The 24,999-nt window shown below is 65.7% G+C and carries 22 protein-coding genes and 1 riboswitch; of the genes, 7 read left to right on the top strand and 15 right to left on the bottom strand.

All coding sequences use genetic code 11. From position 1 onward, the window contains the following. Positions 1-85 precede the first annotated feature (85 nt). From DL891_RS01470 to DL891_RS01455, 4 genes are all read left to right on the top strand, one after another. Positions 86-1,720, top strand: coding sequence for a hypothetical protein (locus DL891_RS01470; protein WP_368665610.1), 1,635 nt, complete (start codon positions 86-88; stop codon positions 1,718-1,720). A 74-nt stretch (positions 1,721-1,794) separates the two neighbouring features. Beyond that, positions 1,795-2,976, top strand: coding sequence for a thiolase family protein (locus tag DL891_RS01465; RefSeq protein ID WP_111718626.1), 1,182 nt, complete (start codon positions 1,795-1,797; stop codon positions 2,974-2,976). 54 nt (positions 2,977-3,030) lie between these two features. Next, positions 3,031-3,897 carry an SDR family NAD(P)-dependent oxidoreductase gene (locus DL891_RS01460; protein WP_111718625.1) on the top strand — a complete coding sequence of 289 codons (867 nt, stop codon included), beginning with the start codon at positions 3,031-3,033 and terminating at the stop codon, positions 3,895-3,897. A gap of 152 nt (positions 3,898-4,049) precedes the next feature. Then, positions 4,050-7,076 (top strand): glycoside hydrolase family 38 C-terminal domain-containing protein, encoded by a 3,027-nt coding sequence (locus DL891_RS01455; protein WP_111718624.1) that lies wholly within the window; start codon positions 4,050-4,052, stop codon positions 7,074-7,076. Positions 7,077-7,107: 31 nt separating this feature from the next. Here the strand turns inward: DL891_RS01455 and DL891_RS01450 are convergent, their stop codons facing one another. Next, on the bottom strand, positions 7,108-7,485 hold the full coding sequence (locus DL891_RS01450; protein WP_111718623.1) for a VOC family protein: 378 nt from the start codon (positions 7,483-7,485) through the stop codon (positions 7,108-7,110). 141 nt (positions 7,486-7,626) lie between these two features. Continuing rightward, a complete protein-coding gene (locus DL891_RS01445; protein ID WP_111718622.1) occupies positions 7,627-9,510 on the bottom strand; it encodes an ABC transporter ATP-binding protein in 1,884 nt (627 codons plus the stop codon). 136 nt (positions 9,511-9,646) lie between these two features. Between DL891_RS01445 and DL891_RS01440 the strand changes: the two genes are divergently transcribed. The 3 genes from DL891_RS01440 to DL891_RS01430 all read left to right on the top strand — a co-directional run bounded on the left by DL891_RS01440 (position 9,647) and on the right by DL891_RS01430 (position 12,337). After that, positions 9,647-10,573 carry an ABC transporter ATP-binding protein gene (locus DL891_RS01440; RefSeq protein ID WP_111718621.1) on the top strand — a complete coding sequence of 309 codons (927 nt, stop codon included), beginning with the start codon at positions 9,647-9,649 and terminating at the stop codon, positions 10,571-10,573. 115 nt (positions 10,574-10,688) lie between these two features. Continuing rightward, positions 10,689-11,510, top strand: a complete 822-nt coding sequence (locus tag DL891_RS01435) for an ABC transporter permease (protein ID WP_198668719.1) — start codon at positions 10,689-10,691, stop codon at positions 11,508-11,510. After that, complete coding sequence (locus DL891_RS01430) at positions 11,507-12,337, top strand: ABC transporter permease (RefSeq protein WP_111718619.1); 831 nt, start codon at positions 11,507-11,509, stop codon at positions 12,335-12,337. The genes DL891_RS01435 and DL891_RS01430 overlap by 4 nt, the downstream gene beginning before the upstream one ends. Positions 12,338-12,558: 221 nt before the next feature. Here the strand turns inward: DL891_RS01430 and ribH are convergent, their stop codons facing one another. From ribH to sdhC, 13 genes are all read right to left on the bottom strand, one after another. Continuing rightward, positions 12,559-13,044 carry a 6,7-dimethyl-8-ribityllumazine synthase gene (ribH, locus tag DL891_RS01425; protein WP_111718618.1) on the bottom strand — a complete coding sequence of 162 codons (486 nt, stop codon included), beginning with the start codon at positions 13,042-13,044 and terminating at the stop codon, positions 12,559-12,561. Further along, on the bottom strand, positions 13,041-14,294 hold the full coding sequence (ribA, locus tag DL891_RS01420) for a GTP cyclohydrolase II (RefSeq protein WP_111718617.1): 1,254 nt from the start codon (positions 14,292-14,294) through the stop codon (positions 13,041-13,043). Before ribA ends, ribH begins: the two co-directional genes overlap by 4 nt. Continuing rightward, positions 14,291-14,905 (bottom strand): riboflavin synthase, encoded by a 615-nt coding sequence (locus DL891_RS01415; RefSeq protein ID WP_111718616.1) that lies wholly within the window; start codon positions 14,903-14,905, stop codon positions 14,291-14,293. The genes ribA and DL891_RS01415 overlap by 4 nt, the downstream gene beginning before the upstream one ends. Further along, positions 14,906-16,015, bottom strand: coding sequence for a bifunctional diaminohydroxyphosphoribosylaminopyrimidine deaminase/5-amino-6-(5-phosphoribosylamino)uracil reductase RibD (ribD, locus tag DL891_RS01410; RefSeq protein ID WP_232818948.1), 1,110 nt, complete (start codon positions 16,013-16,015; stop codon positions 14,906-14,908). Positions 16,016-16,109: 94 nt separating this feature from the next. Next, positions 16,110-16,259, bottom strand: a riboswitch (FMN riboswitch). Positions 16,260-16,410: 151 nt separating this feature from the next. Continuing rightward, a complete protein-coding gene (locus DL891_RS01405; RefSeq protein ID WP_111718615.1) occupies positions 16,411-17,142 on the bottom strand; it encodes an HAD family hydrolase in 732 nt (243 codons plus the stop codon). After that, the gene (locus tag DL891_RS01400) at positions 17,139-17,699 is read right to left on the bottom strand and encodes a GNAT family N-acetyltransferase (protein WP_111718614.1); all 561 of its coding nucleotides are present in this window, start codon (positions 17,697-17,699) and stop codon (positions 17,139-17,141) included. The genes DL891_RS01405 and DL891_RS01400 overlap by 4 nt, the downstream gene beginning before the upstream one ends. 43 nt (positions 17,700-17,742) lie before the next feature. Beyond that, the gene (trpS, locus tag DL891_RS01395) at positions 17,743-18,753 is read right to left on the bottom strand and encodes a tryptophan--tRNA ligase (protein ID WP_111718613.1); all 1,011 of its coding nucleotides are present in this window, start codon (positions 18,751-18,753) and stop codon (positions 17,743-17,745) included. Between the two features lie 82 nt (positions 18,754-18,835). Continuing rightward, on the bottom strand, positions 18,836-19,696 hold the full coding sequence (locus tag DL891_RS01390; RefSeq protein WP_111718612.1) for an exodeoxyribonuclease III: 861 nt from the start codon (positions 19,694-19,696) through the stop codon (positions 18,836-18,838). 10 nt (positions 19,697-19,706) lie between these two features. Then, the gene (locus DL891_RS01385; RefSeq protein WP_157962348.1) at positions 19,707-20,684 is read right to left on the bottom strand and encodes a YihY/virulence factor BrkB family protein; all 978 of its coding nucleotides are present in this window, start codon (positions 20,682-20,684) and stop codon (positions 19,707-19,709) included. Positions 20,685-21,413: 729 nt separating this feature from the next. After that, the gene (locus DL891_RS01380) at positions 21,414-22,178 is read right to left on the bottom strand and encodes a succinate dehydrogenase iron-sulfur subunit (protein WP_111718610.1); all 765 of its coding nucleotides are present in this window, start codon (positions 22,176-22,178) and stop codon (positions 21,414-21,416) included. Then, the gene (gene sdhA / locus DL891_RS01375; RefSeq protein ID WP_111718811.1) at positions 22,178-23,953 is read right to left on the bottom strand and encodes a succinate dehydrogenase flavoprotein subunit; all 1,776 of its coding nucleotides are present in this window, start codon (positions 23,951-23,953) and stop codon (positions 22,178-22,180) included. Before sdhA ends, DL891_RS01380 begins: the two co-directional genes overlap by 1 nt. 109 nt (positions 23,954-24,062) lie before the next feature. Next, the gene (locus DL891_RS01370; protein ID WP_111718609.1) at positions 24,063-24,512 is read right to left on the bottom strand and encodes a succinate dehydrogenase hydrophobic membrane anchor subunit; all 450 of its coding nucleotides are present in this window, start codon (positions 24,510-24,512) and stop codon (positions 24,063-24,065) included. Positions 24,513-24,525: 13 nt separating this feature from the next. Then, positions 24,526-24,951 carry a succinate dehydrogenase, cytochrome b556 subunit gene (gene sdhC / locus DL891_RS01365; RefSeq protein WP_111718608.1) on the bottom strand — a complete coding sequence of 142 codons (426 nt, stop codon included), beginning with the start codon at positions 24,949-24,951 and terminating at the stop codon, positions 24,526-24,528. Between the last annotated feature and the right edge of the window lie 48 nt (positions 24,952-24,999).

Below are 24,999 nucleotides of genomic sequence, written 5' to 3'. Positions count from 1 at the left end.
AGACCGGAGGGTCAATCCCGAGCTTACCCGGTGCCTGGTGGCGTCGTCGCAACGCGAGTGAAGAGAAATATCGCTAGGGGTATACGTGTGCGAAGTGCTGGGCACCAGGGCCAGCACTCGGCGTGATCGAATCCACCCGGATGAGGATGTGCGGAACCGCCACCGGCATACCGCTCGGATTCGCTTGGTAATATCGCAGGGTGCCGGTGGAGTGATCGGCACCCTTGCGGAAAGGGCAAACTTGGTACCCGGAATAAGTGGACTGTCCCTCTACCTGCCTCCCTACCGTGTTCAATTGGAGCAGTGGTGTGATTGGAATGACCAATCGTGGGACAAGGTACGCAACGTGGTGGGCAGGAGTTTCCGCATGCGCGGGCCTGCCCAGAGCGTGTATACGATGGCGGCCAACGCCGTGTGGCGGCTCATCCGCGACTATGACATCGACCCGCGTGACGTCGGCTATCTCGCCCTCGGCACCGAGTCGTCCAGTGACAATTCGGCCGGTGCGATCATTGTCAAGGGGATGATCAATGACGCCCTGGTCGCGAACGGCAAACCCGAGCTCGCTCGTGACTGCGAGGTTCCCGAGTTCAAGCACGCCTGCCTCGGCGCCATGTACGGCGTCAAGTCGGCGCTGCGCTACCTGTCCAGTGACGGTGCCGGCCGCAAGGCGATCGTGGTCGGGGCCGACATCGCCGAGTACCGGCGCGGCTCCAGTGGGGAGCCCACCCAGGGTGCCGGCGCCGTGGCGATGCTCCTCGAATCAGATCCCAAACTGCTGACGATCGACCTGGCCGGCGCGGGAAGCGACTCCGACTATCGGGCTGTCGATTTTCGCAAGCCGTTCGCCCGGTTCCGGGACCAGCCCAAGCGCGATGACGGGCAGATGCAAGACCTGCCGGTGTTCAACGGCCGCTATTCGACCAGTTGCTACATCGACGCGACGCACCATGCCGTCATGAACATGCTCGCCAAGCGCGACGGTGCGAACCTCGCCTACTTCGACGAGGTCGACTCGGTGTTCATGCACCGGCCGTACCAGCAGATGCCCGCCATCGGCTGGGTGATGACCTACCTGTTCGCGCTCGCCGCCGACGTGAACGGCGGAAAGGAGATCCTGCGCGAACTGAGTGTTGCCACGGGCGTCGACTACGACGCCCTGGTGGCCGAGCTGTCAGCGCCGTCACCGTTCCGCGGGCAGGGCGTGAGCGTCTCCGAGGAGACCAGCGACCTGTTCCCGCTCTCCGGCCAAGTTCGCAGGCACCTGCGTAAGACCGAGACCTGGGCGACCCTCGTCGAGAAGAAGCTCGGCCTCGGCGAGAACGCCATGCGTGACCTCGGCAACCTCTACACCGCGGCACTTCCGGCGTGGATCGCGTCCGGCTTCGTAGAAGCCCACGACGACGATCTCCGGGTAGCCGGGCAGGAGTGGTTGGCTCTCGGCTACGGCAGCGGCGACGCCGCAGAAGCACTGCCGATGCGCGTGGCCGACGGGTGGCGCGAGGCGGCATCCCGCATCAACTTCACCGAGGCATTGGCCGACCCCATCGATCTCGACCAGCACCAGTACGAGGCACTGCATGACGGGCGCGCCGCGACGCTTTCGCCCCCACAGGCGTCTGACGAATTCGTGGTCGACCGTGTGGGCACCACAGCCGGGCCCGACGTGGCTGACCTCGGCATTGAGTTCTACCGTTACGTGGAGGCCGCTCAGGCCTAGCTCTGCGAGAGGGCCGGATGGCTCACCCCGTCCCAGCGTAGGCTGAGGACGAAGACCCTGATGCGGGAGGCGCCATGCACGAAGCCGTGATTGTCGATGTGATTCGTACGCCATCCGGGCGGGGCAAGCCGGGCGGCGCCCTGTCGGGGGTGCACCCGACCGACCTGCTCGCGGGGGTGCTCGACGCCCTGGTGGCTCGCAACAATCTCGATCCCGAACTCGTCGACGATGTGATGGCCGGCTGTGTGTCCCAAGTGGGCGAACAGACCTTCAACATCGCCCGGCACGCGCTTCTGTCCGCCGGGTTCCCGGAGCAGATTCCCGGCACCACCATCGACCGCCAGTGCGGCTCCAGCCAGCAGGCCGCCCTCTTCGCTGCGCAGACCGTGATGACCGGACTCAACGATGTGGTGATTGCCTGCGGTGTGGAATCGATGAGCCGGGTGCCTCTCGGGTCGTCGCTGGCCGGGGCGGATCCGTCCGGTGAACTGCTGGCCAAGCGCTACCCAGACGGCCTGGTCAACCAGGGCGTGTCAGCCGAGTTGATCGCAACCCGGTGGGGGTTCAGCCGCTCCCAGCTGGACGAGTACTCGGCCCGCTCTCACGAACTGGCCGGAATTGCCACCGCCAGGGGAGACTTCGAGCAGGAGATCGTACCCGTCTTTCCGCCGTCGTCGCCCCCCGTCACGGTCGACGAGACCATTCGGACAGGAACAACGCTTGAGGGGCTATCCGGTTTGAAACCGGCATTTCGCACCGACCGGCTCGCCGAAAGATTCCCGGAGATCGAGTGGAAGATCACCCCGGGAAACTCGTCGCCACTGACCGACGGGGCATCCGCCGCACTGATCATGAGCGCCGAACGCGCAGCCAACCTCGGGTTGAGGGCCCGAGCACGATTCGTCGACTTCGCCGTGACCGGCAGCGACCCGATGCTGATGCTCACCGGGGTGATACCCGCCACGTGGAAGGTGTTTCAGAGGGCGGAATTGTCGATCGACGATATGGACGCCTACGAGGTGAACGAGGCGTTCGCGCCCGTCCCGTTGGCGTGGTGCGAAGAGGTCGGCGCCGATCTGGCCAGGATGAACCCCCGCGGCGGTGCGATCGCGCTCGGGCATGCGCTCGGCTCATCGGGCACCCGACTGCTGGCGACCCTGCTCGGCGAACTCGAGGCATCCGGGGGCCGATACGGGTTGCAGACCATGTGCGAAGGCGGCGGCATGGCCAACGCGACCATCATCGAACGACTCTGAATCTGCTCCACTCACCTTTTTCCCCACTCACTTCCAGCGAAACGGATTCCAGCAATGAAATTGAACGGATGCTCCGCCATCGTCACAGGGGGAGCCTCCGGGCTCGGCCTCGCCACCGCGAAGGAACTGGTTGCGGCGGGTGTGAACGTGGTCATCGTCGACCTGCCGACGTCGGCGGGCGAGGCCGTCGCAGCCGAGTTGCGCGAGCAGGGCGGAGCCGCCCCGGTCGTGGTGGAGGCGGAGCCGGCGGCGGAACCCACGTCTGGAACCCGCCGTTCTCGGCGCAGGGCAGCCGGTCGGGTCTCTGCGGTAAGGGCGGCGTTCGTGCCAGCCGACGTGACCGATGAGGACCAGGTGATGCAGGCGGTGTCCGCCGCCGGTGAGCTCGGCCCATTGCGGATACTGGTCAACTGCGCGGGTGTCGCCACTCCCGGCCGCATGCTCGGGCGCGAGGGGCCGCTGGCACTCGACGCGTTCGAACGGGTCATCAAGATCAATCTGATCGGAACGTTCAACGTGGCACGGCTCGCCGCGGCGGCTATGGCCGAGACTCGTGCCATCGACGGTGAACGGGGCGTGATCGTGAACACCGCCAGTGTGGCCGCGTTTGACGGGCAGATCGGGCAGCCGGCCTATGCCGCCTCCAAGGGCGCGGTGGCGGCGCTGACGCTGCCGCTCGCCCGAGAGTTGGCGCGCGCGCAGATCCGGGTGATGACTATCGCACCCGGCATCTTCGAGACGCCGATGATGGCCGGCCTTCCGGAGGCGACCCGGGAATCCCTCGGGCACCAGGTGCCGCATCCGTCCCGTCTGGGTAGGCCGAGCGAGTACGCTGCACTCGTTCGCCACATCGTGGAGAACCCGATGCTGAACGGCGAGGTCATCCGGCTTGACGGCGCCATCCGTATGCAACCCAAATAGCTCGCACGCACGCCCCGATCCGCTGAAGGGTCAAGATACGCGCCAGAATCGCCGTCGGAGGCGCCGATCCTGGCCCCTCGCCGTGATCGAAGGGGACATGGTGCCGGGGGGTGGGCAGGCATAGGCTGAGAACCACCGCGAAGGGTCGGCCCATGCATGACGACAGTGCGCTTGTTCTGCTCACAATCGACCGGTTTGTGAGGGAACGGTTGATCCCGGCGATTCACCGGGAACGGATGCCGCTTGTGATCACCCGCTGGGAGGCGCCCGGGGAACCGGTGCCGTTCTCCGAGGCGGTCACCCAGCGGTTCGAACCGTTCGAGGTGGGCCGCCCATGGGGCAAACCATGGGGAACAACGTGGTTTCACGTCACCGGCCACGTGCCTGCCTGGTGGCAGTCAGTCGCCGAATGTCGCACCGAAGTGGTCATCGATCTCGGGTTCACCCCGGCGACTCCCGGCTTTCAGGCCGAGGGTCTGGCCTATCTCCCTGACGGCACCATCGTGAAAGCTGTCGAACCGCGCAATCAGGCGGTGCCGGTCAGCCAGGGCTCACCGGTCGACCTGTTCATCGAAGCGGCGTCGAACCCCGACGTCACTGCCGGGTTCACGTTCGTGCCCACCACCCAGGGTGACCCGGCCACGGCCGGTACGGAGCCCATCTACACCCTGATGCGAATGGATCTGGCCCTGCTGGACGACACGGTCTGGAACCTGGCGCAGGATGTCGCCGTGCTCCGTGGCCTGTTTGCCGAACTGCCGGCAGGTTCGTCCCGAAAGGCGCAGATCCTGCGGGCACTGGAGCGGGCGGTCGACGCGACCGACCCGAGCGACCTCGCCAGTACAGCCAGCGATGCGCGGGATGCACTTGCCGACGTGCTTGCCCGCCCCGCCGCCGCCAGCGCGCATCAGATCCACGCGGTCGGCCACGCCCATATCGACTCGGCGTGGCTGTGGCCGGTGCGCGAGACCGTGCGAAAGGTGGCACGCACCTTCGCCAATGTGCTCGAATTATCCGAGGGCAACCCCGACTTCGTCTACGCCGCTTCCAGCGCCCAACAGTACGCATGGCTCAAGCAGCATTACCCTGACCTGTTTGCCCGTGTTGCCGCGGCGATCACCGCCGGCCAGATCGTGCCGGTGGGCGGCATGTGGGTGGAATCCGACACGAACATGCCCGGCGGCGACGCGTTGGCACGCCAATTCGTGGCCGGCAAACAATTCTTTCTGCGCGAGTTCGGCCTCGAACCGCTGGAGGTGTGGCTGCCCGACTCGTTCGGCTACTCGGCGGCTCTGCCGCAGATCGTGGCGCAGGCGGGCTCGCGCTGGTTCCTCACCCAGAAATCTTCCTGGAACGACACCAACCTGATGCCGCACCACACCTTCTGTTGGGAGGGTATCGACGGCACACGAATCTTCACCCACTTCCCGCCGGTCGACACCTACAACTCCGAACTGTCCGCAGTTGAACTGGCGCGGGCCGAACGCAATTTCGCCGAGAAGGGTGCGGCGAACACGTCTCTGGTTCCATTCGGCTGGGGCGACGGCGGCGGCGGCCCGACCCGGGAGATGATCGCGGCGGCCAGGCGCTTCGCCGACCTGGAGGGTTCGCCTGTGGTGCGGCTGTCGAGTCCCCGGCAGTTCTTCGAGCAGGCGGAGGCCGAGTACGGTGACCCACCGGTCTGGTCGGGCGAGCTGTACCTGGAGTTCCACCGCGGCAGTTTCACTTCGCAGGCGCGCACCAAGCGCGGCAATCGTCAAAGTGAACACCTTCTGCGCGAAGCCGAACTGTGGGCGGCCACCGCTGCGGTGCGGAAGGGTTCCGCATACCCGTACGACCGGCTGGCACAGGTGTGGCAAACGGTGCTGCTGCAGCAGTTCCACGATATCTTGCCGGGCACTTCGATCGCGTGGGTGCACCGCGAGGCAGAGCACAACTATGCAGCTGTCGCCGAGACGCTCAATGCGCTGATCACCTCAGCGGCACACGAGATCTGCGGAACCGGTGACGAGACCGTACACCTCAACGCGGGCCCCTATGAGCAGGACGGGGTGCCGGGTCTCGGCGGTGGCACCACCGGTCACTCGGGCGCCGCATCCATCGCACATACCGACGCCGGCATCGAAATGGCCAACGAGCATCTGCGGGTAGTGATTGATCAGAACGGCGAGTTCGTCTCCCTCGTGCACCTGGCCACCGGTCGCGAACTGGTGCCGCAGGCCGCGCGGGGCAACCAGCTGCAACTGTTCCACGACGTGCCCAACCAGTGGGACGCCTGGGATCTCGACGCTGATTACGGCCAGCGGCCGGTGGACGTGGGCCAGGCGGAGTGGGTGGCGGAATTCGCCGACGAACCAGACCTCGTGGGGGTGCGGGTGCGCCGCAGGTTCGGTGATTCGACGGTGACGGAGGAGATCACCCTCGCGGGCGGCGCTCGTTCGGTTCAGCTTTCGTTCGTGGTCGACTGGCACGAGCGGCAAAAACTGCTCAAACTGGCGTTCCCCTTCGACCTGGCAGCGGACCGGGCAGCTTCCGAGATCCAGTTCGGGCACCTGTACCGGCCCATTCACACGAATACGAGTTGGGATGTCGCCCGGTTCGAGACGGTCGCCCACCGCTGGGTTCACGTGGGGGAGCCGGGGTTCGGGGCGGCGGTCGCGAACGACAGCACCTACGGGCACGACATCAGCCGGATTCGGGATACCACAGGTCACACGTCCACCCAGGTTCGGTTGTCGCTGTTGCGGGCGCCGATCTACCCCGACCCCGAATCAGATCAGGGCGAACACCGGCTGCGAGTCTCGGTACTGCCAGGCGCGAGCATCGCGGACGCTGTGGCCGAGGGATATCGCATGAACCTGCCGCTCAGGCGCTTCTTGGCGGTTGCGAACTCCACAGTGGAACCGCTGTTCACGGTTGATGATCCCGCCGTCGTTATCGAGGCGGTGAAGCTCGCCGAGGACCGCTCGGGGGATGTGATCGTGCGGTTGTACGAAGCGCACGGAACGCGGGCACGGGCGCAGATCGTGCGCACCTTCGACGCGCACGAAACGGTTGAGACCGACCTGCTGGAGCGGGTCGCCGGTGAGCCCCGGGCTGTGATAGGCGCGGACGGCCGGCGTGTTGACCTGGAGCTGAGACCATTCCAACTGGTGACACTGCGCTATCGCCGGGCGTGAGACCGCTCGAAGCGCCGCACGGCCGGTGGAGTCAACGGCCGGTGATCGAGGCGGCCCAGCCCGGCCGAGCGACAAGGCAGAACGGATGGCCGGACGGGTCGGCGAAGACATTCTCTCCGTCGTCGAGCCGCCTCGCCCCGAGCGCCTCTACCCGGCTACCTGCTTGAGCCACGTCGTCGACCATGATGTCGAGGTGAAACTGCTGAGAACTCGACGGATCCGGCCACAGCGGTGGACGGTGACCGGGCGCGCGTTGGAACGCCAGACCCGAGGACGTGTCGTCGGCCGCGACCACGACCCAGTCATCAGAGGTGTACGTGATGGGCAGCCCGAGCAGCGCGGAGTAGAACCGTGCAAGCCCGGCTGGGTCCGCCGTGTCGAGCACGACGTGATGCAGGCGACCGATCATGCTCCCAGTGTGCCGCCGGAAATAACCTTGTGACAGGGAGCCGGCTTGAGCTCAGCACACACCCTCGTCCTCGTGCCCCGGGATAACCTGAAGCAGCGCGTGCTCGGTGATCATTGTGCGGAGCCCACGGCACCAGATGCTTCACACCAGCAATTGGTGCTTGGCCAATTCACGGTACAACGGCGTCGAGACCACCAACTCCGAATGGGTTCCCACCCCGACCACTCGACCGTGCTCGAGCACCACGATCTGGTCGGAGTCGACCACCGTCGACAACCGATGTGCGATCACGATCAGCGTGCGATTCTCGGCGACCGCGTCGATTGCCAGACGCAGCCTCTGCTCGTTCAATCCGTCGAGACTCGCGGTCGACTCGTCCAGCAACAGGATCGGTGGGGCCGCGAGCAGGGCCCTGGCGATCGCCAATCGTTGGCGCTCGCCGCCGGAGAGCATGATGCCCTCTTCGCCAACGGGCGCCCCCAGACCGAGCGGGTTGCGCTCGAGCACCTCGGTCAGGTTCACCTCGTGGAGCACCTTGATGCAGGCCTCATCGCTGGCGTTCGGCGCCGACAGCAGGAGGTTGTCGCGCAGTGAGCCGGCCAGCACAGGGGCATCCTGTTCCACATAGCCGATCTGGGCGCGCAGGGCTTCCCGGTCCAGAGAGCGGATGTCGAGACCGCCGAGCTCCACGGTTCCCGCGCTCGGGTCATAGAATCGCTCGATCAGGGCGAGGATGGTGCTCTTGCCGGCACCCGAGGGGCCGACCAATGCGGTGCGTTTGCCCCGAGGGGCTTCGAAACTGACCCCGTGCAGCACCCCACGCTCGTGTGCCGCAGGGACGGCCGCCGCATCCGCCTCGGCATTTGGCGCACGAAGATCCGGTGCAACGGGTGCCGGCGCATCGGGGTAGTGGAAGTGCACGTCGGCGAACCGGATCGCCGGGGCATCGGGCAGCACCGAGGCGTTCGCCGGACCGACCGTCATCGCGAGAGGCATGATCTCACGGTCGCCATCCCCTTCGGCAGGTAGGGCGATGATCTCCTCGATCCGTCCGAGCGCCCCGAGGGCGGCGTTCACCGAGGTCACGGCCCCGAACGCGGTGCCGAGCGGCATGATCATCAGGAACAGGAAGAGGATGAACGCGACCAGCGATGCGACCGTGATGCTGCCGCTGGCCACCCGGAAGCCCCCGACGCCGAGCACCACGAGGAACGACACCTGCATCGCGATACCGGCGACCGGAACCACCAGCGCCGAGATCTTGGCGACCTCGATGCCTTTCTGCCAGGCACCCTTTGCCTCGACATCGACACTGGCGATCTCGCGATCGGTCGCATTGGAGGCCCGAACCGTGCGCACAGCGCTGATCGCCCGTTCCACCGCGGCGGTCAGGTCACCGACCTTCTCCTGCGTCTTTCGGCTGGCCACCCGGATGCGTGACGACAGCGTGACCACCACGACGATCGAAATCGCGATCACCAGTGCGGTGAGGGCGAACAGCACCGGGTCGATCACGAGCATCGCAATGATCGCCCCGACGAAGGTGAGCGCCCCGCCGATGGCGTCGACCAGGCCCTGCGTGAGAACGGCCCGCAGCAGGGTGGTGTCACTGCCCACACGAGAGACCAGGTCACCGGTGCGTCGGGCGTCGAACTCGCTGATCGGCAGCCGCAGGATGCGGCCCACCAGTCGGCGCCGGCTCGAGAGCACCACGCCCTCCCCGGTGCGCTGCAACAGGTAATGCTGAAAACCCGAGATCAGGGCGGCGATGATCACGAGCGCGACAAGCACCCACACGAGGCCGCCGAGCGGGTCGCCCTCACCGACCACAGTGATCACCTGGCTGACCAGGAGGGGTTGGGCCAGGCTGGCCGCCGCGCCGAGGATGCTCAGAACGATCACGACCGAGAGCACCTTCTTGTGCTCCAAGAGATACGGCATCAGCTGCTTGAACGTGGCACGCGGACCCGTGTCGGGCGTGCGTGGGCCACGGCCGAGTCGGCGCCGGGTGGGGGTTTCAGTCATCTGTTGCTCCAATTGCCAGAGACAAGTCTGTCACGGGCACTGCTTGGAGAACGCTGACGTTCCACCATCACATGTTCCGGTCTGCCACGCGTCAGCCGCAGGAGGCTGCACGGCACCTCGACTAGAGTTGGATCTTGTGCCAGAGCCCGTCATCACCGCAGTGAACCTCGTCAAGAAGTACAAAGATTTCGCGGCCGTCGACAACGTTTCCTTCGAGATCGCGCCCGGAGAGTCCTTCGGGTTCCTCGGCCCGAACGGGGCCGGGAAGTCGACCGTCATGCGCATGGTCGGCGCCGTGTCGACCAGAACCAGCGGAGCCCTCAGTGTTCTCGGTCTCGATCCCGACGAATACGGCCCGGAGATCCGCTCCCGACTGGGTGTCGTGCCGCAGGCCGACAACCTCGACACCGAACTTCGCGTGCGCGAGAACCTGCTGGTCTACGGGCGCTATTTCGGCCTGCCCCGCCGGCAGATCGCCTCCCGTGCCGATGAGTTGCTCGAATTCGCCCAGCTCACCGAACGCGCGAAGGCAAAGGTCGACGACCTGTCCGGCGGCATGAAGCGCCGCCTGACAATCGCTCGCGCCCTGATCAACGAACCACGCATCCTGCTTCTGGATGAACCGACCACCGGCCTCGACCCGCAGGCGCGGCACATCCTCTGGGACCGGCTGTTCCGGCTCAAGGAGCAGGGCACCACGCTTGTGCTGACCACGCACTACATGGACGAGGCCGAGCAACTCTGCGACCGTCTCGTCGTCGTGGACAAGGGCCGGATCATGGCCGAAGGCACCCCGGCCTCCCTGATCGCCTCGTATTCGTCCCGTGAGGTGTTGGAGATGCGGTTCGGTTCTGGCCACAACGCGGATGCGGGGGAGCGGCTCGTCGGATTCGGTGATCGCATCGAGGTGCTGCCCGATCGCGTGCTGGTCTACAGCTCCGACGGCGAGGCCGAACTCTCCCGCATCCCGTCCACCGGGCTCACCCCGATCACCAGCCTGGTGCGCCGCTCCAGCCTGGAAGACGTATTTCTTCGCCTCACAGGTCGGAGCCTCGTCGAATGAGCACCGCGTTCCGCAGCCTCTCCCGCGCCCTGAGCGATGGTCAAGCGGCCGAAAGATGTGGGCGCGCGATTTTCCTCCAGCCGGAAGGCTGTCTCTCGCCACGCGAGAGCACCGCATGAGCGCCGGGACACCCACCGCCCGGGCCAGCCGGGTGCGACGGTTCGGCTCGTGGTATGTGGCCGAGCACCGGTTTCGGGTGATGCGCTCGTACGCGCAGACGATCACGGTCACCGGAATCGGCAATCCGTTGATCTACCTCTATGCCCTCGGGGTGGGGCTCGCCACCCTGGTCGACCAGAACCTTGGGCCCGACGCCGTGAACGGGGTCGGCTACCTGCAGTTCGTCGCGCCGGCGCTGCTGGGCATGGCGGCTATCACGGTGGCATCGGAGGAGTTCACCTACCCGATCATGCTCGGTTTCAAGTGGAACCCGACTTTCTACGGCATGAACGCCGCCCCGATCTCGCCGGCCCAGATCATCAACGGTGTGGTCATCTCGGTGGCCGCCCGCATGTTCGCCACCTGTGGTCTCTACTACGTCTTCATGCTGCTGTTCGGCGCGGTCGTCCGGCCGGCGGGTGTTCTGATGATCCCGGTTGCCCTGCTGGTCGGCCTCGGCTTCGGCGCCCTGCTGATGGCCTACACAGCAACCCTGACCGAAGACACCGGCCAGCTCGCGATGCTGATGCGCTTCGTCATCCTGCCGATGACGCTGTTCTCCGGCACCTTCTTCCCGCTCAGCCAGCTGCCCATCTTCCTGCAGTGGATCGGTTGGCTGTCGCCGCTGTGGCACGGGGTCGAACTCTCCCGGGTGCTGAGCTACGGCGCCGTCGAGCCGCTGTGGCTGTCGGTCGTGCACGTGGCCTATCCGGCATGTCTGTTGGCGGTCGGCTGGTGGCTCGCCGTCCGCTTCGCGAAGCGGAGGCTGAACAAATGACCGAGACGCTGGCCGCGGGCCGGGCGTCTGCGCGCAGAAACCGGCTGCTCGGGTCGATCTACGCCCGCAACGCCAACTCGGTGATGGCCCGCGGTGTGCTCGCCACCCGCAGCACCAACTGGCTGGTGGTCGTCTCCGGTTTCTTCGAGCCGATCTTCTACCTGTTGTCGATGGGGCTCGGCCTCGGCGCCCTGGTCGGCACCGTCACCACCACGAACGGCGACGAGGTCAGTTACGCGGCATTCATCGCGCCGGCCCTGCTCGCGGTCGCCGCCATGAACGGCGCCATCTACGACAGCACCTGGAATGTGTTCTTCAAGATGCAGTTCTCGAAGCTGTACGAGGGCATGCTGTCGACTTCGCTCGGCCCGCTCGACGTCGCGCTCGGTGAGATTTCGCTGGCGCTCCTGCGCGGCGCACTGTATGGGGTCGGTTTCATGGTGGTGATGCAGTTCCTGGGCTTGAACCTGTCCTGGTGGGCGCTGCTGGCGCTGCCGGCAGTGGTGTTGATCGCCTTCGCCTTCGCGAGTTTCGGCATGGCCGTCACCAGCTACATGACCACCTTCCAGCAGATGGACTGGATCAACTTCGTGCTGCTGCCGATGTTCCTGTTCTCGGCCACGTTCTATCCGATCACCGTGTACCCGGAGCCGATCCAGCTGGTCGTGATGGCTTTGCCGCTGTGGCACGGGGTGGAGCTCATCCGCGGGCTGACCACCGGCACCGTGGATGCCGGGACGGCGTGGCACGTGCTCTACTACCTGGTGATGATCGTCATCGGCATGGTGTTCACCACCAAGCGCCTGACGACCCTGTTCCTCGACTGATTCTGCTCCTCGACCGATTCTGCCCGGCACCCGGTGGGTGGAGGGGGGCCGACCATGATTGGCAGCGCGCCCTGTCCAGAAACTGGTGTGCCGAGAGTCAGAAGACGGCGAGAACCTTCAAGACGAATGCCACCAGGAGGGCCGCGGCACCGACGGTGAAGATCGAGACAAGCACGCGGCCGATATTGGTCATGGCACAAGCCTACCTGCTGGTGCCTGACTCAGCCCAGTCGAGACGATCCGCGCAACCCGGCCAGCACGCGCGCCATCTCCAACGCGGCGGTCGCCGCTTCGGCACCCTTGTCCTCGATGGAGCCGACCAGCCCGGCGCGGTCGAGGCCCTGCTGCTCGTCATCGAGGGTGAGCACGCCGAAACCAACCGGCTTGCCGGTGTCGAGCGCGACTCGGGTCAGGCCGTCAGTCGCGGCCGCGGACACGTACTCGAAGTGGGGTGTGCCGCCGCGGATGATGACGCCCAACGCGACCACTGCATCCGCCCCCGACTCCAACGCGACCTTGCACGCGACGGGCAGTTCGAAACTGCCCGGCACTCGCACCAGAGAGAAGCGGGCGCCGGATTGCTCGAGCACACGGGTTGCCCCGCCGATCAGCCCGTCCGAGATCTTCTCGTGCCACCGCCCGGCGACGATCACCACCTGAAGCCCGGTGCCGTCGACTGCGATCGTGGGGGTTCCTTCGTGGCTCATAGGGGGTCTCCTGTGCTGTCGTGGGCGAGCGAGAGGGCGTGGCCCATTCGGTCGCGCTTGGTTTTCAAATAGGACCGGTTGTTGTCACCGATGCCGACGATCAGGGGGATGCGTTCTGAGACCTCGATGCCGCGCTCGGTCAATGCGTCGGATTTTTCCGGATTGTTGGTCAGCAACTTCACCTTCTCCAGACCGAGATCCTTCAGGATCGCGACCGCTGCACCGTAGTCGCGAGAGTCGATCGGCAGGCCGAGGGCGACGTTCGCATCCACAGTGTCGAGACCTTCCTCCTGCAACTCATAGGCGCGCAACTTGTTCACCAGGCCGATCGCGCGACCCTCGTGGCCGCGCAGGTAGACCACGACCCCGTCGCGGTCGTGGATGATATTCAACGCCTCCTGCAGTTGGGGCCCGCACTCGCACTTCAGCGAGCCGAACGCCTCTCCGGTCAGGCACTCCGAGTGCACCCGCACGAAGGCGTTCTGGCCCGGGTTGCCGGAGATGATGGCCACGTGGTCGGCGCCGGTCATCTGGTCGCGGTACGCGCGCATGCGGAAGGAGCCGTGCACCGTCGGAACGAGAGTCTCCACCTCGAAGCGCACCCGTGCCTCGGAATCCGATCCGAGGGGGGCCGGCGGTTCCGAATGCGAGTCCAGCCAGTCGATGATCGCCTGCACCGTGGTGACCGGCAGTGAGTATTCGGCACCGAGCCTCAGCAGCGAGGGCATCCGCATCATGTCGCCAGAATCTTCGACGAGTTCGCCGATGACCCCGACCGGGTGGAGGCCGGCAAGTTTCATGAGTTCGACCGTCGCCTCGGTGTGGCCCCCACGAACTCGCACCCCGCCGTCGACCGCGCGCAGCGGGAGGATGTGCCCGGGGCGGATCAACGCGGTAGGCGTCGAGGTCGGGTCGGCGAGGGTGCGCAACGTCTCTGCCCTGTCGGAGGCGCTGATGCCCGTTGAGACCCGGTTGGCCGCGTCGACCGACACGGTGTAGGCGGTGCCGCGGGTGTCCTGGTTGAGCGTGGTCATCAAGGGGAGCTCGAGCCTGTCGGCGAGATGATTGGGCATGGGCGCGCAGAGGTAGCCGGAGGTGTGCCGCACCATCCACGCCACCCACTCCTTGGTCGCGTGCTCGGCCGCCATGATGGCGTCGCCCTCGTTCTCGCGACCCTCATCGTCGGCGACGATCACGGGGGTGCCGGCGCGCAGCGCGGCCAGTACTTCTGGGATGGTGGCGAGAGTCATGATGCACTCCTAACTGCGAGCAGGCGCTCGACGTGTCGGGCAAGAATGTCAGTTTCAAGATTTACTGTGTCGCCGACGGCTTTGAGCCTGAGCGTCGTGGCGCGCAGGGTTTCCGGGATGAGGGAGACCTCGAACCAGGCATCCTTCTCATCGGGCGCGCTGATCGCGCTCACAGTGAGGGAGACGCCGTCGACGGCGATCGACCCCTTATCGACCACCAGGCCGGCGAGTTCGCCCGGAAGGTTGAATCGCAGCACGCGCCAGGCGCTGCCCGGGGTGATGGCGAGCAGGCGGCCGGTGCCGTCCACGTGGCCCTGCACGATGTGCCCGCCGAGGCGGCCACCGACCAGGGCGGCGCGCTCAAGATTCACGGGCGAACCGGCAACCAGCGAACCCAGCGTGCTCATCTTCAGGGTCTGTGCCATCACGTCCGTGGTGAACGCCTGGCCGGTGGTGGTGACCACGGTCAGGCAGACGCCGTTCACCGCGATCGAGTCGCCCTCCCGGGCACCGGTGACAGCGAGAGGGCCATGTACGGTGAGGCGGGCGGCGTCGGCGGTTATCTCGATCTGGTCGATCCGGCCGAGCTCTTCGACGATTCCGGTGAACATTCAGAAGCCTTCATTCGGGCCCGGGAGGGGCTGGGCTGGGGTCTCGGTCGGGCTCGCAGGTGCGGCGTCTGCGGATGCCGGGGAGCCAACAGAACCTGGAACGGCGACGACCAGCAGGTCGTCGCCGAGCCGTTCGACGTGGGTGATGCGCAGGTTTCTGCGCTGCTGAAGGGTGTCGACCCCGATGTCGCCGAGCGCCATCCGGTCGCCGCCGAGCAGAGTTGGCGCCAGGTAGACCAGGTACTCGTCGACCAGGCCCGCCTCGACCATGGCGCTTGCAAGGTGCGGGCCGCCCTCGACGAAGACGCGGTGGAGGCCACGTTGGCGCAACCGGTCGAGCATGCCGGCGAGGTCATGGCTTTGTTCGAGGATGACCTTGTGCGGGTGCGTGAACACCCGGGCACCGGTGGCAAGTTCGCGCAGGCCGACGACGACCGGTATCGGTTGCTCCGGCAACAGGGAGCCGTGCGGGTCGCGGGCGGTGAGGCTGGGGTCGTCGGCCAGCGCCGTGCCGGTACCGACCACTATTGCTGCAGCGCGCGCGCGCTGGGTGTGCACGTGCGCTCTGGCCTCGGGGCCGGTGATCCACTGGCTGCTGCCGTCGTTGGCTGCCGCGCGACCGTCCAGACTGCTGGCCCACTTCACGGTCACATGGGGGCGGCCGAGGCGGGCGCTGACCAGCCAGTCCGAGATCAATGCCGTGGTCTCGACCGTGAGCACCCCAGACTCAACGGCGATGCCTGCTTTGACCAGGGTGCGGGCCCCGCCTGACGAACGCGTTCCTGGATCGGCGGTGCCGAAGACAACGCGTCCGATTCCGGCCGCGAGCAGCGCCTCGGCACACGGCCCCGTGGTGCCGCTGTGGTTGCACGGTTCGAGGGTGACGACCGCGGTCGCACCGCGTGCGGCACCAGGACCAAGGGCGTCCAGAGCGGCGACCTCTGCGTGCTCGGTGCCGGCACCTCGATGCCAGCCCTCTGCGATGATCTGGTCGTCGTCATTCAGGATGACGCAGCCGACCTGCGGGTTGCGGTCGCGGGCGGGGCCCAGGCGCGCGAGCTCGATCGCTCGCTGCATCGCTGGGTCCCAGCGGCCGGTCGCATCCGTCATCTCGTATCCTCAAGTTCGAAAATCTATCGAACTCCGGGCGATGGCAGTGCGCAGTTCACAGCCTCACCGACGGTTCAACACGTCAACCGTCAGCGTGTGCATCCTCCCATCCGGACTTTAACCGTCGGTCGTGGAATTTCACCACATCAACCGCACTCGCGTGCGATCTTCCCAGATCGTTCGTGGGTGCGGGTCGCGGACTATCACCGCCGGTTCGGACTCTCACCGACCCCGGAGCACATTACTGACTCCATCCTAGAACAACAGGTGCGGATGCGGGAATCTCGCGTGCTGGTGGTCGAGACGATTGCTGTGCAATCCGTTGGCCATTGACCGAGATCGGGTTGCGGGGTCCGGCGAAAAAGGATGATCTCGAAACCGAGTCGTCGCGCAGGTCAGAGCAGGCGCGGGAGCAGCTCGTCGAGGCTGTGGATCTCGATCACGCCCAGGGCGCGCGCCTCGGCCGCATCCGCCGGGTCGGGAAGCTGCCCGGAGCGGTTCAACCAGACGCCGGTGAGCCCGGCCCGGGCGGCCCCGAGCGCATCGGTGACCAAACGGTCGCCGATGTACACACCGTCTGAGGTGTCAACACCGAACTGGCCGATCGTGTGGTGAAAGATGCCGGCCTCAGGTTTCGTGATGCCTAACTCACCGGAGAAGACGGCGCGCTCGATGCGGTGGGTCAACCCGACCCGCTCGATCTTGCGGGACTGGAAGACGCGGTCCCCGTTGGTGATGATTCCGAAGCGCACCCCTGGAATGCCGGCGGTCAGTGCGTCGAAACACGCAAGGGCGTCGTCGTGCAGCATCCAGCTGGCCACGTAGTGCTCGAAGTAGTCATCGAACCAGACCCCGGCCAGCTCATCGTTCAGGTGCACCCCGGCTGCGGCCGCGAAGTCGCGGGCCCTGGCGCGGCGCTGCCCCTCGAAGTCCAGATCGCCGGCCAGATAGGAGTGGTAGTGCCGCTCTTCGAGTTCGTACCAGAGGCGTGACGCGGCTTGGGGCTCGATCCGTTCGTAGGGAGCGCCCAGGCGGCGTGAGTAGTCCGCGATCCCGCGGTCGACCGCCGCGCGATGGGCGAACAGCGTGTCGTCGAGGTCGAAGAGCACGACGCGCGGGGTCCTCATGCCGGCCAACCCGGTTTCTCGGCGCGGTCGTCGGTCGGCAACAGGCCGGCAACCCAGCTGTCGTGCCGCTTTCCGCGCTGCAGGCCCTCCATGCGCAGCAGTCCCTCGTAGGTGAAGCCCGAGCGGCGGGCGACGGAGGCCGACCCTGCATTGCCCACATAGGCGTGCCATTCGATGCGGCCGAGGTTCAGGCCGTCAGCTGCGAATCCGTAATCGGCAACACGCTGCACCGCCTCCACCATCAGACCCTGGCCGCGAACGATGGGGGCCATCCAGTAGCCGAGCTCGTACATCGATTCGTCGAGGGCGGTGAGACTGATCATGCCGATGAGGTCGCCGCCCTGGCGCATCGCCCAGGTGAGTGCCACCTTCGACTCCCAGCCGGGCTGCACGATCTGTGTCACGAAGAACTCGGCGTCTGCTCGAGAATACGGGGACGGTACGGTGGTCCACTTCAGGATGTCCTCGTCCTGACAGATGTGAGTGATCTGGTCGATGTCGGCCTCGGTCGGAGCGCTGAGCTCCATTCGCTTCGTGTGCAGGATCACGGGTTGCATGGTGTCTCCTTGTTCGCCCCTTGCTTGGTCGTCACAGCCCGGGTCACCGGGCGGTGGGCAGCAGGCCGATATTGTCATACGCGGTCGCCAGCGTGCGGTCGGCGACCTCTGCCGCGCGCTGGGCGTTGTGCGCCAGTAACCGGTCGAGCTCGGCGGGATCATCGAGCAACTCGAGCGTGCGTTCACGGATCGGGCCGAACGTCTCCACCACGGCCTCAGCGATGGCCTTCTTCAGATCACCATAGCCACGTCCGGCGTACTCCTGTTCGATCGAGGGCACACTCCGGTCGGCGAGCACAGAGTAGATCGTCAGCAGGTTCGAGATGCCGGGCTTCGACTCGCGGTCGAAGAAGACCCGTGCTTCGTCATCCGTCACCGCGCGCATGATCTTTTTCGCCGTCTTCTTCGGTTCGTCCAGCAACCACGGGATTCCCGAATCGGAGTCGGCCGACTTCGACATCTTTGCGCTCGGGGTCTGCAGGTCGTAGATCTTCGCGGTCTCCTTGGCGATCACGGCTTCCGGCACGACGAAGGTCTGCCCGAAGCGCGAGTTGAAGCGCTCGGCCAGGTCGCGGGTGAGTTCGACATGCTGGCGCTGGTCTTCTCCGACCGGCACGATCCGGGACTGGTAGAGCAGGATGTCTGCCGCCATCAGTGTGGGGTAGGCGAACAGCCCGAGTGTGGTCGAGTCGGTCCCGAAGCGCGCGGACTTGTCCTTGAACTGCGTCATCCGGCTGGCCTCCCCGAAGCCGGTGACCGTGTTCAGCACCCACGCCAGTTGGGCGTGTGCCGGCACGTGTGACTGCACGTACAGGGTCGACGCCGACGGGTCGATGCCCGCCGCGATGTACTGGGCCGCGGTGCGGCGGGTGTTCTCCCTGAGCACGGCCGGGTCCTGCGGCACCGTGATCGCGTGCAGGTCGACGATGCAGAAGTACGCATCATGGGTCTCCTGCAATTTCTTCCAACTGAGCAGGGCGCCGATGTAGTTGCCGAGATGCAGGGAGTCTGCTGAGGGCTGCATGCCGGAGAACAGGCGGGGTTTGTCGGTCATGGGTCATGTCTTTCGGTTGCGGGGGCGTGAGCCTTGGATGCGGGGTCGGATCAGTGGTGGGCTCGGCGCTGCGGGTGCCCGGTCAGATCAGGTAGTCAACGACCACGGGGGCGTGGTCGGACCAGCGCTGGTCGTAGGCTGCCGGCCGGTCGATCGCGTAGTGCGCCACGGTCGCTGCCAACTCGGGGGTCGCCAGGTGGTAGTCGATACGCCAGCCGGTGTCGTTGTCGAAGGCCTGTCCCCGCCAACTCCACCAGCTGAACGGCCCGTCCACTTCTCCCGCGAATTCTCGACCCACGTCAACCCAGCCGAGACCGGGGCCGGTGCTGCCGTCGACGCCCGTGACCGACGAATCCTTCTCGCCCAGAAAGCGGTCGAAGTAGGCCCGCTCGGTGGGCAGGAACCCCGAGCGCTTCACATTGTCCTTCCAGTTCTTGATATCGAGTTCGCGGTGTCCAACGTTCAGGTCGCCCACGACCACCGAAAGCGGGTTGTGCGCGGCCAACTCGGGCAGGCGCCGGGTCATTCCGTCGAGGAACTTGTACTTCTCGACCTGTTTGGGGGTGTCCGCCTCGCCCGAGTGCACATAGGCGCTCACCACCGTGACCAGACGTCCGTTCACCTCGTAGTCCGCCTCCAACCAGCGGCCGGCGCTGTCGAAGTCCTCGTCGCCGATAGCGACCCGGTGGATGTGTGCGGCGTTTCGGCTCGCAAGTGCGACGCCGGCCCTGCCCTTGGCGGTGGCGGCGTCGTGCAGAATGCTCCATTCGTCACCGAGCAGGCCTTCGAGGTCGTCGGTGGATGCGCGGACCTCCTGAATGGCGAGGATGTCCACATCTCGGGTCTCCAACCAGGCCCCCATGCCCTTGCGGAAGGCGGCGCGCACCCCGTTCGTGTTGATCGAGGCGATGCGCAGGCGGGTCGGTGTCGGGGCAGAACTCATGGTTTCAAGTCTAGAGCGCGGCGTGGTCGGTCTCGGCGGGGGTCTCGGCAACCACTTTGGGCGGGCGCCCTGAGCTCGTGCCGCGAGCGTCTGAGTCGTCCATCTCGACGGCGACGAACGACGCGGCCATCAGAATCACCCGGAAGACCAGAACGAACCAGAGCATCAGGCTGATGATCACAACGAAGCCGGCGAGCAGCGGGTTGTTTCCGGCGCCCCCGATGACCAGGGTTCCCAGTACCTTCAGCACGCCGAGGGCGACACCTCCGAGCAGGGACCCGCCGAGCAACAGGCGCCAGGGGATCGCAATGCCGGCCAGAACACGAAACATGGCGCCGAGCGTCACAGTGTCAACGACCAGGGCGACGGCGAATGCCACGATGCGCACGCTGATGTTGAGCAGTATGGAATCGCTGGTGATGCCGATCCACCCGAACACGGTTGTCAGCAACTTCGTTCCGATGACCGAGATCGTGGCCGACAGGAACACCACGACTCCGAGCGCGATGATCAGGCCCAGGTCGCGAACCTTGAGCAGGAAGAAATTCATGACCAGCGGCGGCAGTTCAAAAATGATGCGGATCGCCTGTCGTACGGAATTCATCCAGCCGAGCGCCGTCCACAGCAGCACTCCGGCAGCAATAAACCCCGCCCAGCCCAGGATCTGACTGGCGAACAGGGTGTCGAGGTCGATCGCGCCGCCTTCCCCGGTGTCGATCAGTCCAGGGATCGCCCGAGCCACCATCGAGACCAACTGGTCACGGATCTCAGGCTGCTTCTCAAGGACAAACCCGGCGATCGCAAACAGCAGGAAAACGCCTGCGAACGACGCGAATATTGCGCTGAACGCCAGCCCGCTGGCGAGAAGGTTGCCGCGGCTCTCGTTGAAGCGCGCGATCATACGGGCGATCCGGGTGGTCTTGGCCCAGGCGATGAGCGGTTGCAGGCGGGCGCTCATCCGTGACAGTGGTGAATCGTGGGATGCCATCCAACGATCGTACCGACGGCGACCCCGTCCCAACGACCCGTGGGATGCAGTGAAATTCTCTGACCCGCAGGGAACGGGCAGTCGTGGGCCGGAAGGTCGGGCAGAGTGCATCTCGAGGGTTGCCCACACTTCTGCGGGTCGCTCGGCTGTACCTCGGCTGTACCCCGGCTGGGGGCGACCCGAAAGTGGGACTGGTCGGGTCTTTCATTCGTCCCCTATCCTGAGGTTCGTTGCTTCACAGCGACACAGGCTTGCGGCGGGCCTCTGCGCACCAAACTTTTCGGGAAGTCGGGTACGCAGATCGGGAGGCGTGCCGCATAATTTTCGGCTGGGGGGTATCGGGGGCGAGGTTGGCTGGGGCCACCTCGCCCCTGCTTCATCTCTGCCCACCCCCGTTCTGGGGTCAAGGCGAGCAATTGTCAGCTAGCGGGCGCTGAGCTTACAATGGTCGTGTCGCAATGGATGTTGCGAGAGGCGCCAAGACCCGAAGTTGTCGCCTCCCATCGGTGGGTAAGGATGTGATCTGAGTGATCAAATTCCTTGAATGCGGTTCTCGCTCCCCAGCTGAGAATTACGCGATCCTTGCCACTGGATTGTGTGCAACAGTTTTTTGCGATCCCCCGTCAACGTCGGAGCCAACGCACCCGGTGTGTTGAGCCCAGGCGTCGACGGCGACAGGAGCGGGCCGCGTGTACCCGAAACGCGCGGACCGCTCCTGTGCGCGTAGGGCTACTTCTTCGCCGAGTTGTTCATGATCGCCTGCTTGACCTCGGCGATCGCCTGAGTCACCTTGATGCCGCGCGGGCAGGCATCGGTGCAGTTGAAGGTGGTGCGGCAGCGCCAGACACCCTCGCGGTCGTTCAGGATGTCGAGACGCACCTGAGCGGCGTCATCGCGGGAGTCGAAGATGAATCGGTGGGCGTTCACGATCGCCGCCGGCCCGAAATATTGCCCGTCGGTCCAGAACACCGGGCAGCTCGAGGTGCACGCTGCACAGAGGATGCACTTGGTGGTGTCGTCGAAGACCGCGCGTTCCGCCACCGACTGTGTGTGCTCGTGGCCGGGAGTCGGTGCACTCTTTGGGATCAGGAACGGCTGCACCGCACGGAATGACTCGAAGAACGGCTCCATGTCGACTACGAGGTCCTTCTCCAGCGGCAGGCCCTTGATGGCCTCGACGTAGATCGGCTTGGAGATGTCGAGGTCTTTGATCAGCGTCTTGCACGCCAATCGGTTGCGCCCGTTGATGCGCATGGCGTCGGAGCCGCAGATCCCGTGGGCACAGGAGCGGCGGAACGTGAGCGACCCGTCGACCTCCCATTTGATCTTGTGCAGCGCGTCGAGCACGCGGTCGGTGGAGTACAGCTCCACGTCGAAGTCCTGCCAGTGCGGCTCCTCGTCGACCTCGGGGTCAAACCGCCGAATGATCAGGGTGACGGTGAACGGCAGGATCGGCGCCTCAGCCTCTGGCAGAGCCGCGGGTGCGATCGACATCAGTACTTCCTCTCCATCGGCTGGTAATTCGTGATGACCACCGGTTTCCAGTCCAGGCGGATGTGGTCGCCGGCATCCGAGGAATGCGGGTCACCCGACAGGTACGCCATGGTGTGCTTCAAGTAGGTGGCATCGTCGCGGTTCGGATAATCGTCACGCTGGTGGCCGCCGCGGCTTTCCTTGCGGTTGCGGGCGGAGAACACGACGACCTCGGCGAGGTCGAGCAGGAATCCCAGTTCGACGGCTTCGAGCAGGTCGGTGTTGAATCTGCGGCCCTTGTCCTGAACGCCGACGTTGCGGTAGCGCTCCCGCAGCCGGTGGATGGTGCCGGACACGCCGGCCAACGACTCGTCGGTGCGGAACACCTGGGCGTTCTTGTCCATCTCCTCCTGCAGCTCCTTGCGGATGGCCGCGATGCGTTCGGTGCCGGTCGAGTTGCGCAGGTCGTCGATCATCGCGCGGACGTAGTGCGCCGCGTCTTCGGGCAGCGGGACATCCGGTGCGGTCTTCACATACTCGACCGCGTTCTTTCCCGCTCGTTTGCCGAAGACGTTGATGTCCAGCAGGGAGTTGGTGCCGAGGCGGTTGGAGCCGTGCACCGAGACGCAGGCGCACTCGCCTGCCGCGTACAGGCCGGGTACGACCGTCGTGTTGTCGCTGAGCACTTCGGCGTTCACGTTGGTCGGGATGCCACCCATCGCGTAATGCGCGGTCGGCATCACCGGCACCGGTTCGGTGACCGGGTCGACACCCAGGTATGTGCGGGCGAACTCGGTGATGTCGGGCAGCTTGGTCTCGAGCACTTCGGCGCCGAGGTGGGTGCAGTCGAGGTAGACGTAGTCCTTGTGTGGTCCGGCGCCGCGGCCCTCGGCCACCTCCTTGACCATGCAGCGGGAGACGATGTCCCGGGGGGCAAGGTCTTTGATGGTGGGGGCGTAACGTTCCATGAAGCGTTCGCCGGAGGCGTTGCGCAGAATCGCGCCCTCACCGCGGGCGCCCTCGGTCAGCAGGATGCCGAGGCCCGCGAGGCCGGTCGGGTGGAACTGGAAGAACTCCATGTCTTCCAACGGCAGGCCCTTGCGCCAGATGATGCCTACGCCGTCACCGGTCAGAGTGTGGGCGTTCGAGGTGGTCTTGAACATCTTGCCGAAGCCGCCGGTCGCGAAGATCACGGCCTTCGCCTGGAAGACGTGCAGTTCGCCGGTCGCCAACTCGTAGGCGACGACTCCGGACGGCTTCCGCACCCCGTCGACCTCGCTCATCACCAGGTCGAGCACGTAGAACTCGTTGAAGAAGTTGATGCCGAGCTTGACGCAGTTCTGGAACAGTGTCTGCAGGATCATGTGGCCGGTGCGGTCTGCTGCGTAGCAGGCGCGGCGAACCGCCGCCTTGCCGTGGTCGCGCGTGTGCCCGCCGAATCGGCGCTGGTCGATCTTGCCATCGGGGGTGCGGTTGAACGGCAGACCCATGTTTTCCAGGTCGATGACCGCGTCGATCGCCTCCTTCGCCAGGATCTCTGCGGCATCCTGGTCAACCAGGTAGTCGCCTCCCTTGACGGTGTCGAAGGTGTGCCACTCCCAGTTGTCTTCTTCCACGTTGGCCAGCGCCGCGGCCATTCCGCCCTGCGCCGCCCCGGTGTGTGACCTGGTCGGGTAGAGCTTCGAGATCACGGCGGTGCGAGCGTGCGGCCCCGCTTCGATTGCTGCGCGCATGCCAGCACCACCCGCACCCACGATCACGATGTCGTGTTGGTGGTAGTGCACCCCGTCGATCAGTTTCGAGGCATAGGGGTCGTCGGCTGCGCCGGCCCCAGAATGCTCGTGGGGGGCGGGGCGGGCGTTCTTATCAGTCACGAATGTCTCCGGTATGTTGCTCGGGCCCGGGCTACGAGACCGGGCAGAAGGATGCGACGAGGTCGGCGGGAGCGCCGGCCGGGCAGGGATCAAAGGTGAACGCGACGAGGGTGCCGAGGATGATCAGGATGGCGGCCGAGGCGAAGAGTGCGACCTTGAGCACCCGGGCGACCTGGACCTTGCGCACGTAGTCGTTCACGATGGTGCGCATTCCGTTGGCGCCGTGGATCATGGCCAGCCACAGCATGATGGTGTCCCACCACTGCCAGAACGGGTCGGACCATTTGCCGCCGACGAAGGCGAAGTCGATCTGGTGCACGCCGGTGCCGAGCATCAGGTTCACAAACAGGTGCCCGAAGATCAGCACGACCAGCACGACGCCGGAGACGCGCATGTAGATCCAGCCCCACTTCTCGATGTTCAACCCGCCCACGCGAGGGCGCGTGTATGGGGAGCGTGGGTTTTCGATGGTGACAGACATGTGTTCGGCGCTCCTACTGGCCGGTGAAGACGCTGATCAAGTGACGGGGGACGAAACCGGCCATGGTGATGACCCACAGCGCGATCACGATCCAGGACAGGAGACGCTGGTGTGTGGTTCCCCACTGCCAGAAGTCGACCAGGATGATGCGCAGACCGTTGAAGGCGTGGTAGGCGATCGCGCCCACGAGAGCGACTTCTCCGAGGCCCATGATCGGGGTCTTGTAGGTGCCGATCACCGCGTCGTACGCGGCCGGGCTGATGCGCACCAAGGCTGTGTCCAGGATGTGGACGAGCAGAAAGAAGAAAATGGCGACACCGGTGATCCGGTGCAGAACCCATGACCACAGGCCGGTGATGTCGCCGCGGTACAGCGTTCCCGCCGGCCGTGGCTTGCGTCGGCGTGTCGGCGCTTGGGTCTCTGTCGGTTGAGATGACACGGGACAACCCTCCTACGGCTGTGCAATTCCGGGGGCGAACTCCCCCGA

Origin of the sequence: Homoserinimonas sp. OAct 916 (assembly GCF_003260275.1) — a bacterium.
In the GTDB taxonomy this organism is placed as follows: Bacteria; Actinomycetota; Actinomycetes; order Actinomycetales; family Microbacteriaceae; genus OACT-916.
The sequence above is the reverse complement of the archived record's forward strand: the minus strand, read 5'-3'. Positions and strand labels throughout refer to the sequence as shown.

What these genes read in the sequence shown, in the direction of transcription:
- DL891_RS01465 (WP_111718626.1), top strand. Translation starts at nt 1,795, where the DNA reads ATGCACGAAGCCGTGATTGTCGATGTGATTCGTACGCCATCCGGGCGG.
- DL891_RS01460 (WP_111718625.1), top strand. Translation starts at nt 3,031, where the DNA reads ATGAAATTGAACGGATGCTCCGCCATCGTCACAGGGGGAGCCTCCGGG.
- DL891_RS01455 (WP_111718624.1), top strand. Translation starts at nt 4,050, where the DNA reads ATGCATGACGACAGTGCGCTTGTTCTGCTCACAATCGACCGGTTTGTG.
- DL891_RS01450 (WP_111718623.1), bottom strand. Translation starts at nt 7,485, where the DNA reads ATGATCGGTCGCCTGCATCACGTCGTGCTCGACACGGCGGACCCAGCC.
- DL891_RS01445 (WP_111718622.1), bottom strand. Translation starts at nt 9,510, where the DNA reads ATGACTGAAACCCCCACCCGGCGCCGACTCGGCCGTGGCCCACGCACG.
- DL891_RS01435 (WP_198668719.1), top strand. Translation starts at nt 10,689, where the DNA reads ATGAGCGCCGGGACACCCACCGCCCGGGCCAGCCGGGTGCGACGGTTC.
- DL891_RS01430 (WP_111718619.1), top strand. Translation starts at nt 11,507, where the DNA reads ATGACCGAGACGCTGGCCGCGGGCCGGGCGTCTGCGCGCAGAAACCGG.
- ribH (WP_111718618.1), bottom strand. Translation starts at nt 13,044, where the DNA reads ATGAGCCACGAAGGAACCCCCACGATCGCAGTCGACGGCACCGGGCTT.
- ribA (WP_111718617.1), bottom strand. Translation starts at nt 14,294, where the DNA reads ATGACTCTCGCCACCATCCCAGAAGTACTGGCCGCGCTGCGCGCCGGC.
- DL891_RS01415 (WP_111718616.1), bottom strand. Translation starts at nt 14,905, where the DNA reads ATGTTCACCGGAATCGTCGAAGAGCTCGGCCGGATCGACCAGATCGAG.
- ribD (WP_232818948.1), bottom strand. Translation starts at nt 16,015, where the DNA reads ATGACGGATGCGACCGGCCGCTGGGACCCAGCGATGCAGCGAGCGATC.
- DL891_RS01405 (WP_111718615.1), bottom strand. Translation starts at nt 17,142, where the DNA reads ATGAGGACCCCGCGCGTCGTGCTCTTCGACCTCGACGACACGCTGTTC.
- DL891_RS01400 (WP_111718614.1), bottom strand. Translation starts at nt 17,699, where the DNA reads ATGCAACCCGTGATCCTGCACACGAAGCGAATGGAGCTCAGCGCTCCG.
- trpS (WP_111718613.1), bottom strand. Translation starts at nt 18,753, where the DNA reads ATGACCGACAAACCCCGCCTGTTCTCCGGCATGCAGCCCTCAGCAGAC.
- DL891_RS01390 (WP_111718612.1), bottom strand. Translation starts at nt 19,696, where the DNA reads ATGAGTTCTGCCCCGACACCGACCCGCCTGCGCATCGCCTCGATCAAC.
- DL891_RS01385 (WP_157962348.1), bottom strand. Translation starts at nt 20,684, where the DNA reads ATGGCATCCCACGATTCACCACTGTCACGGATGAGCGCCCGCCTGCAA.
- DL891_RS01380 (WP_111718610.1), bottom strand. Translation starts at nt 22,178, where the DNA reads ATGTCGATCGCACCCGCGGCTCTGCCAGAGGCTGAGGCGCCGATCCTG.
- DL891_RS01370 (WP_111718609.1), bottom strand. Translation starts at nt 24,512, where the DNA reads ATGTCTGTCACCATCGAAAACCCACGCTCCCCATACACGCGCCCTCGC.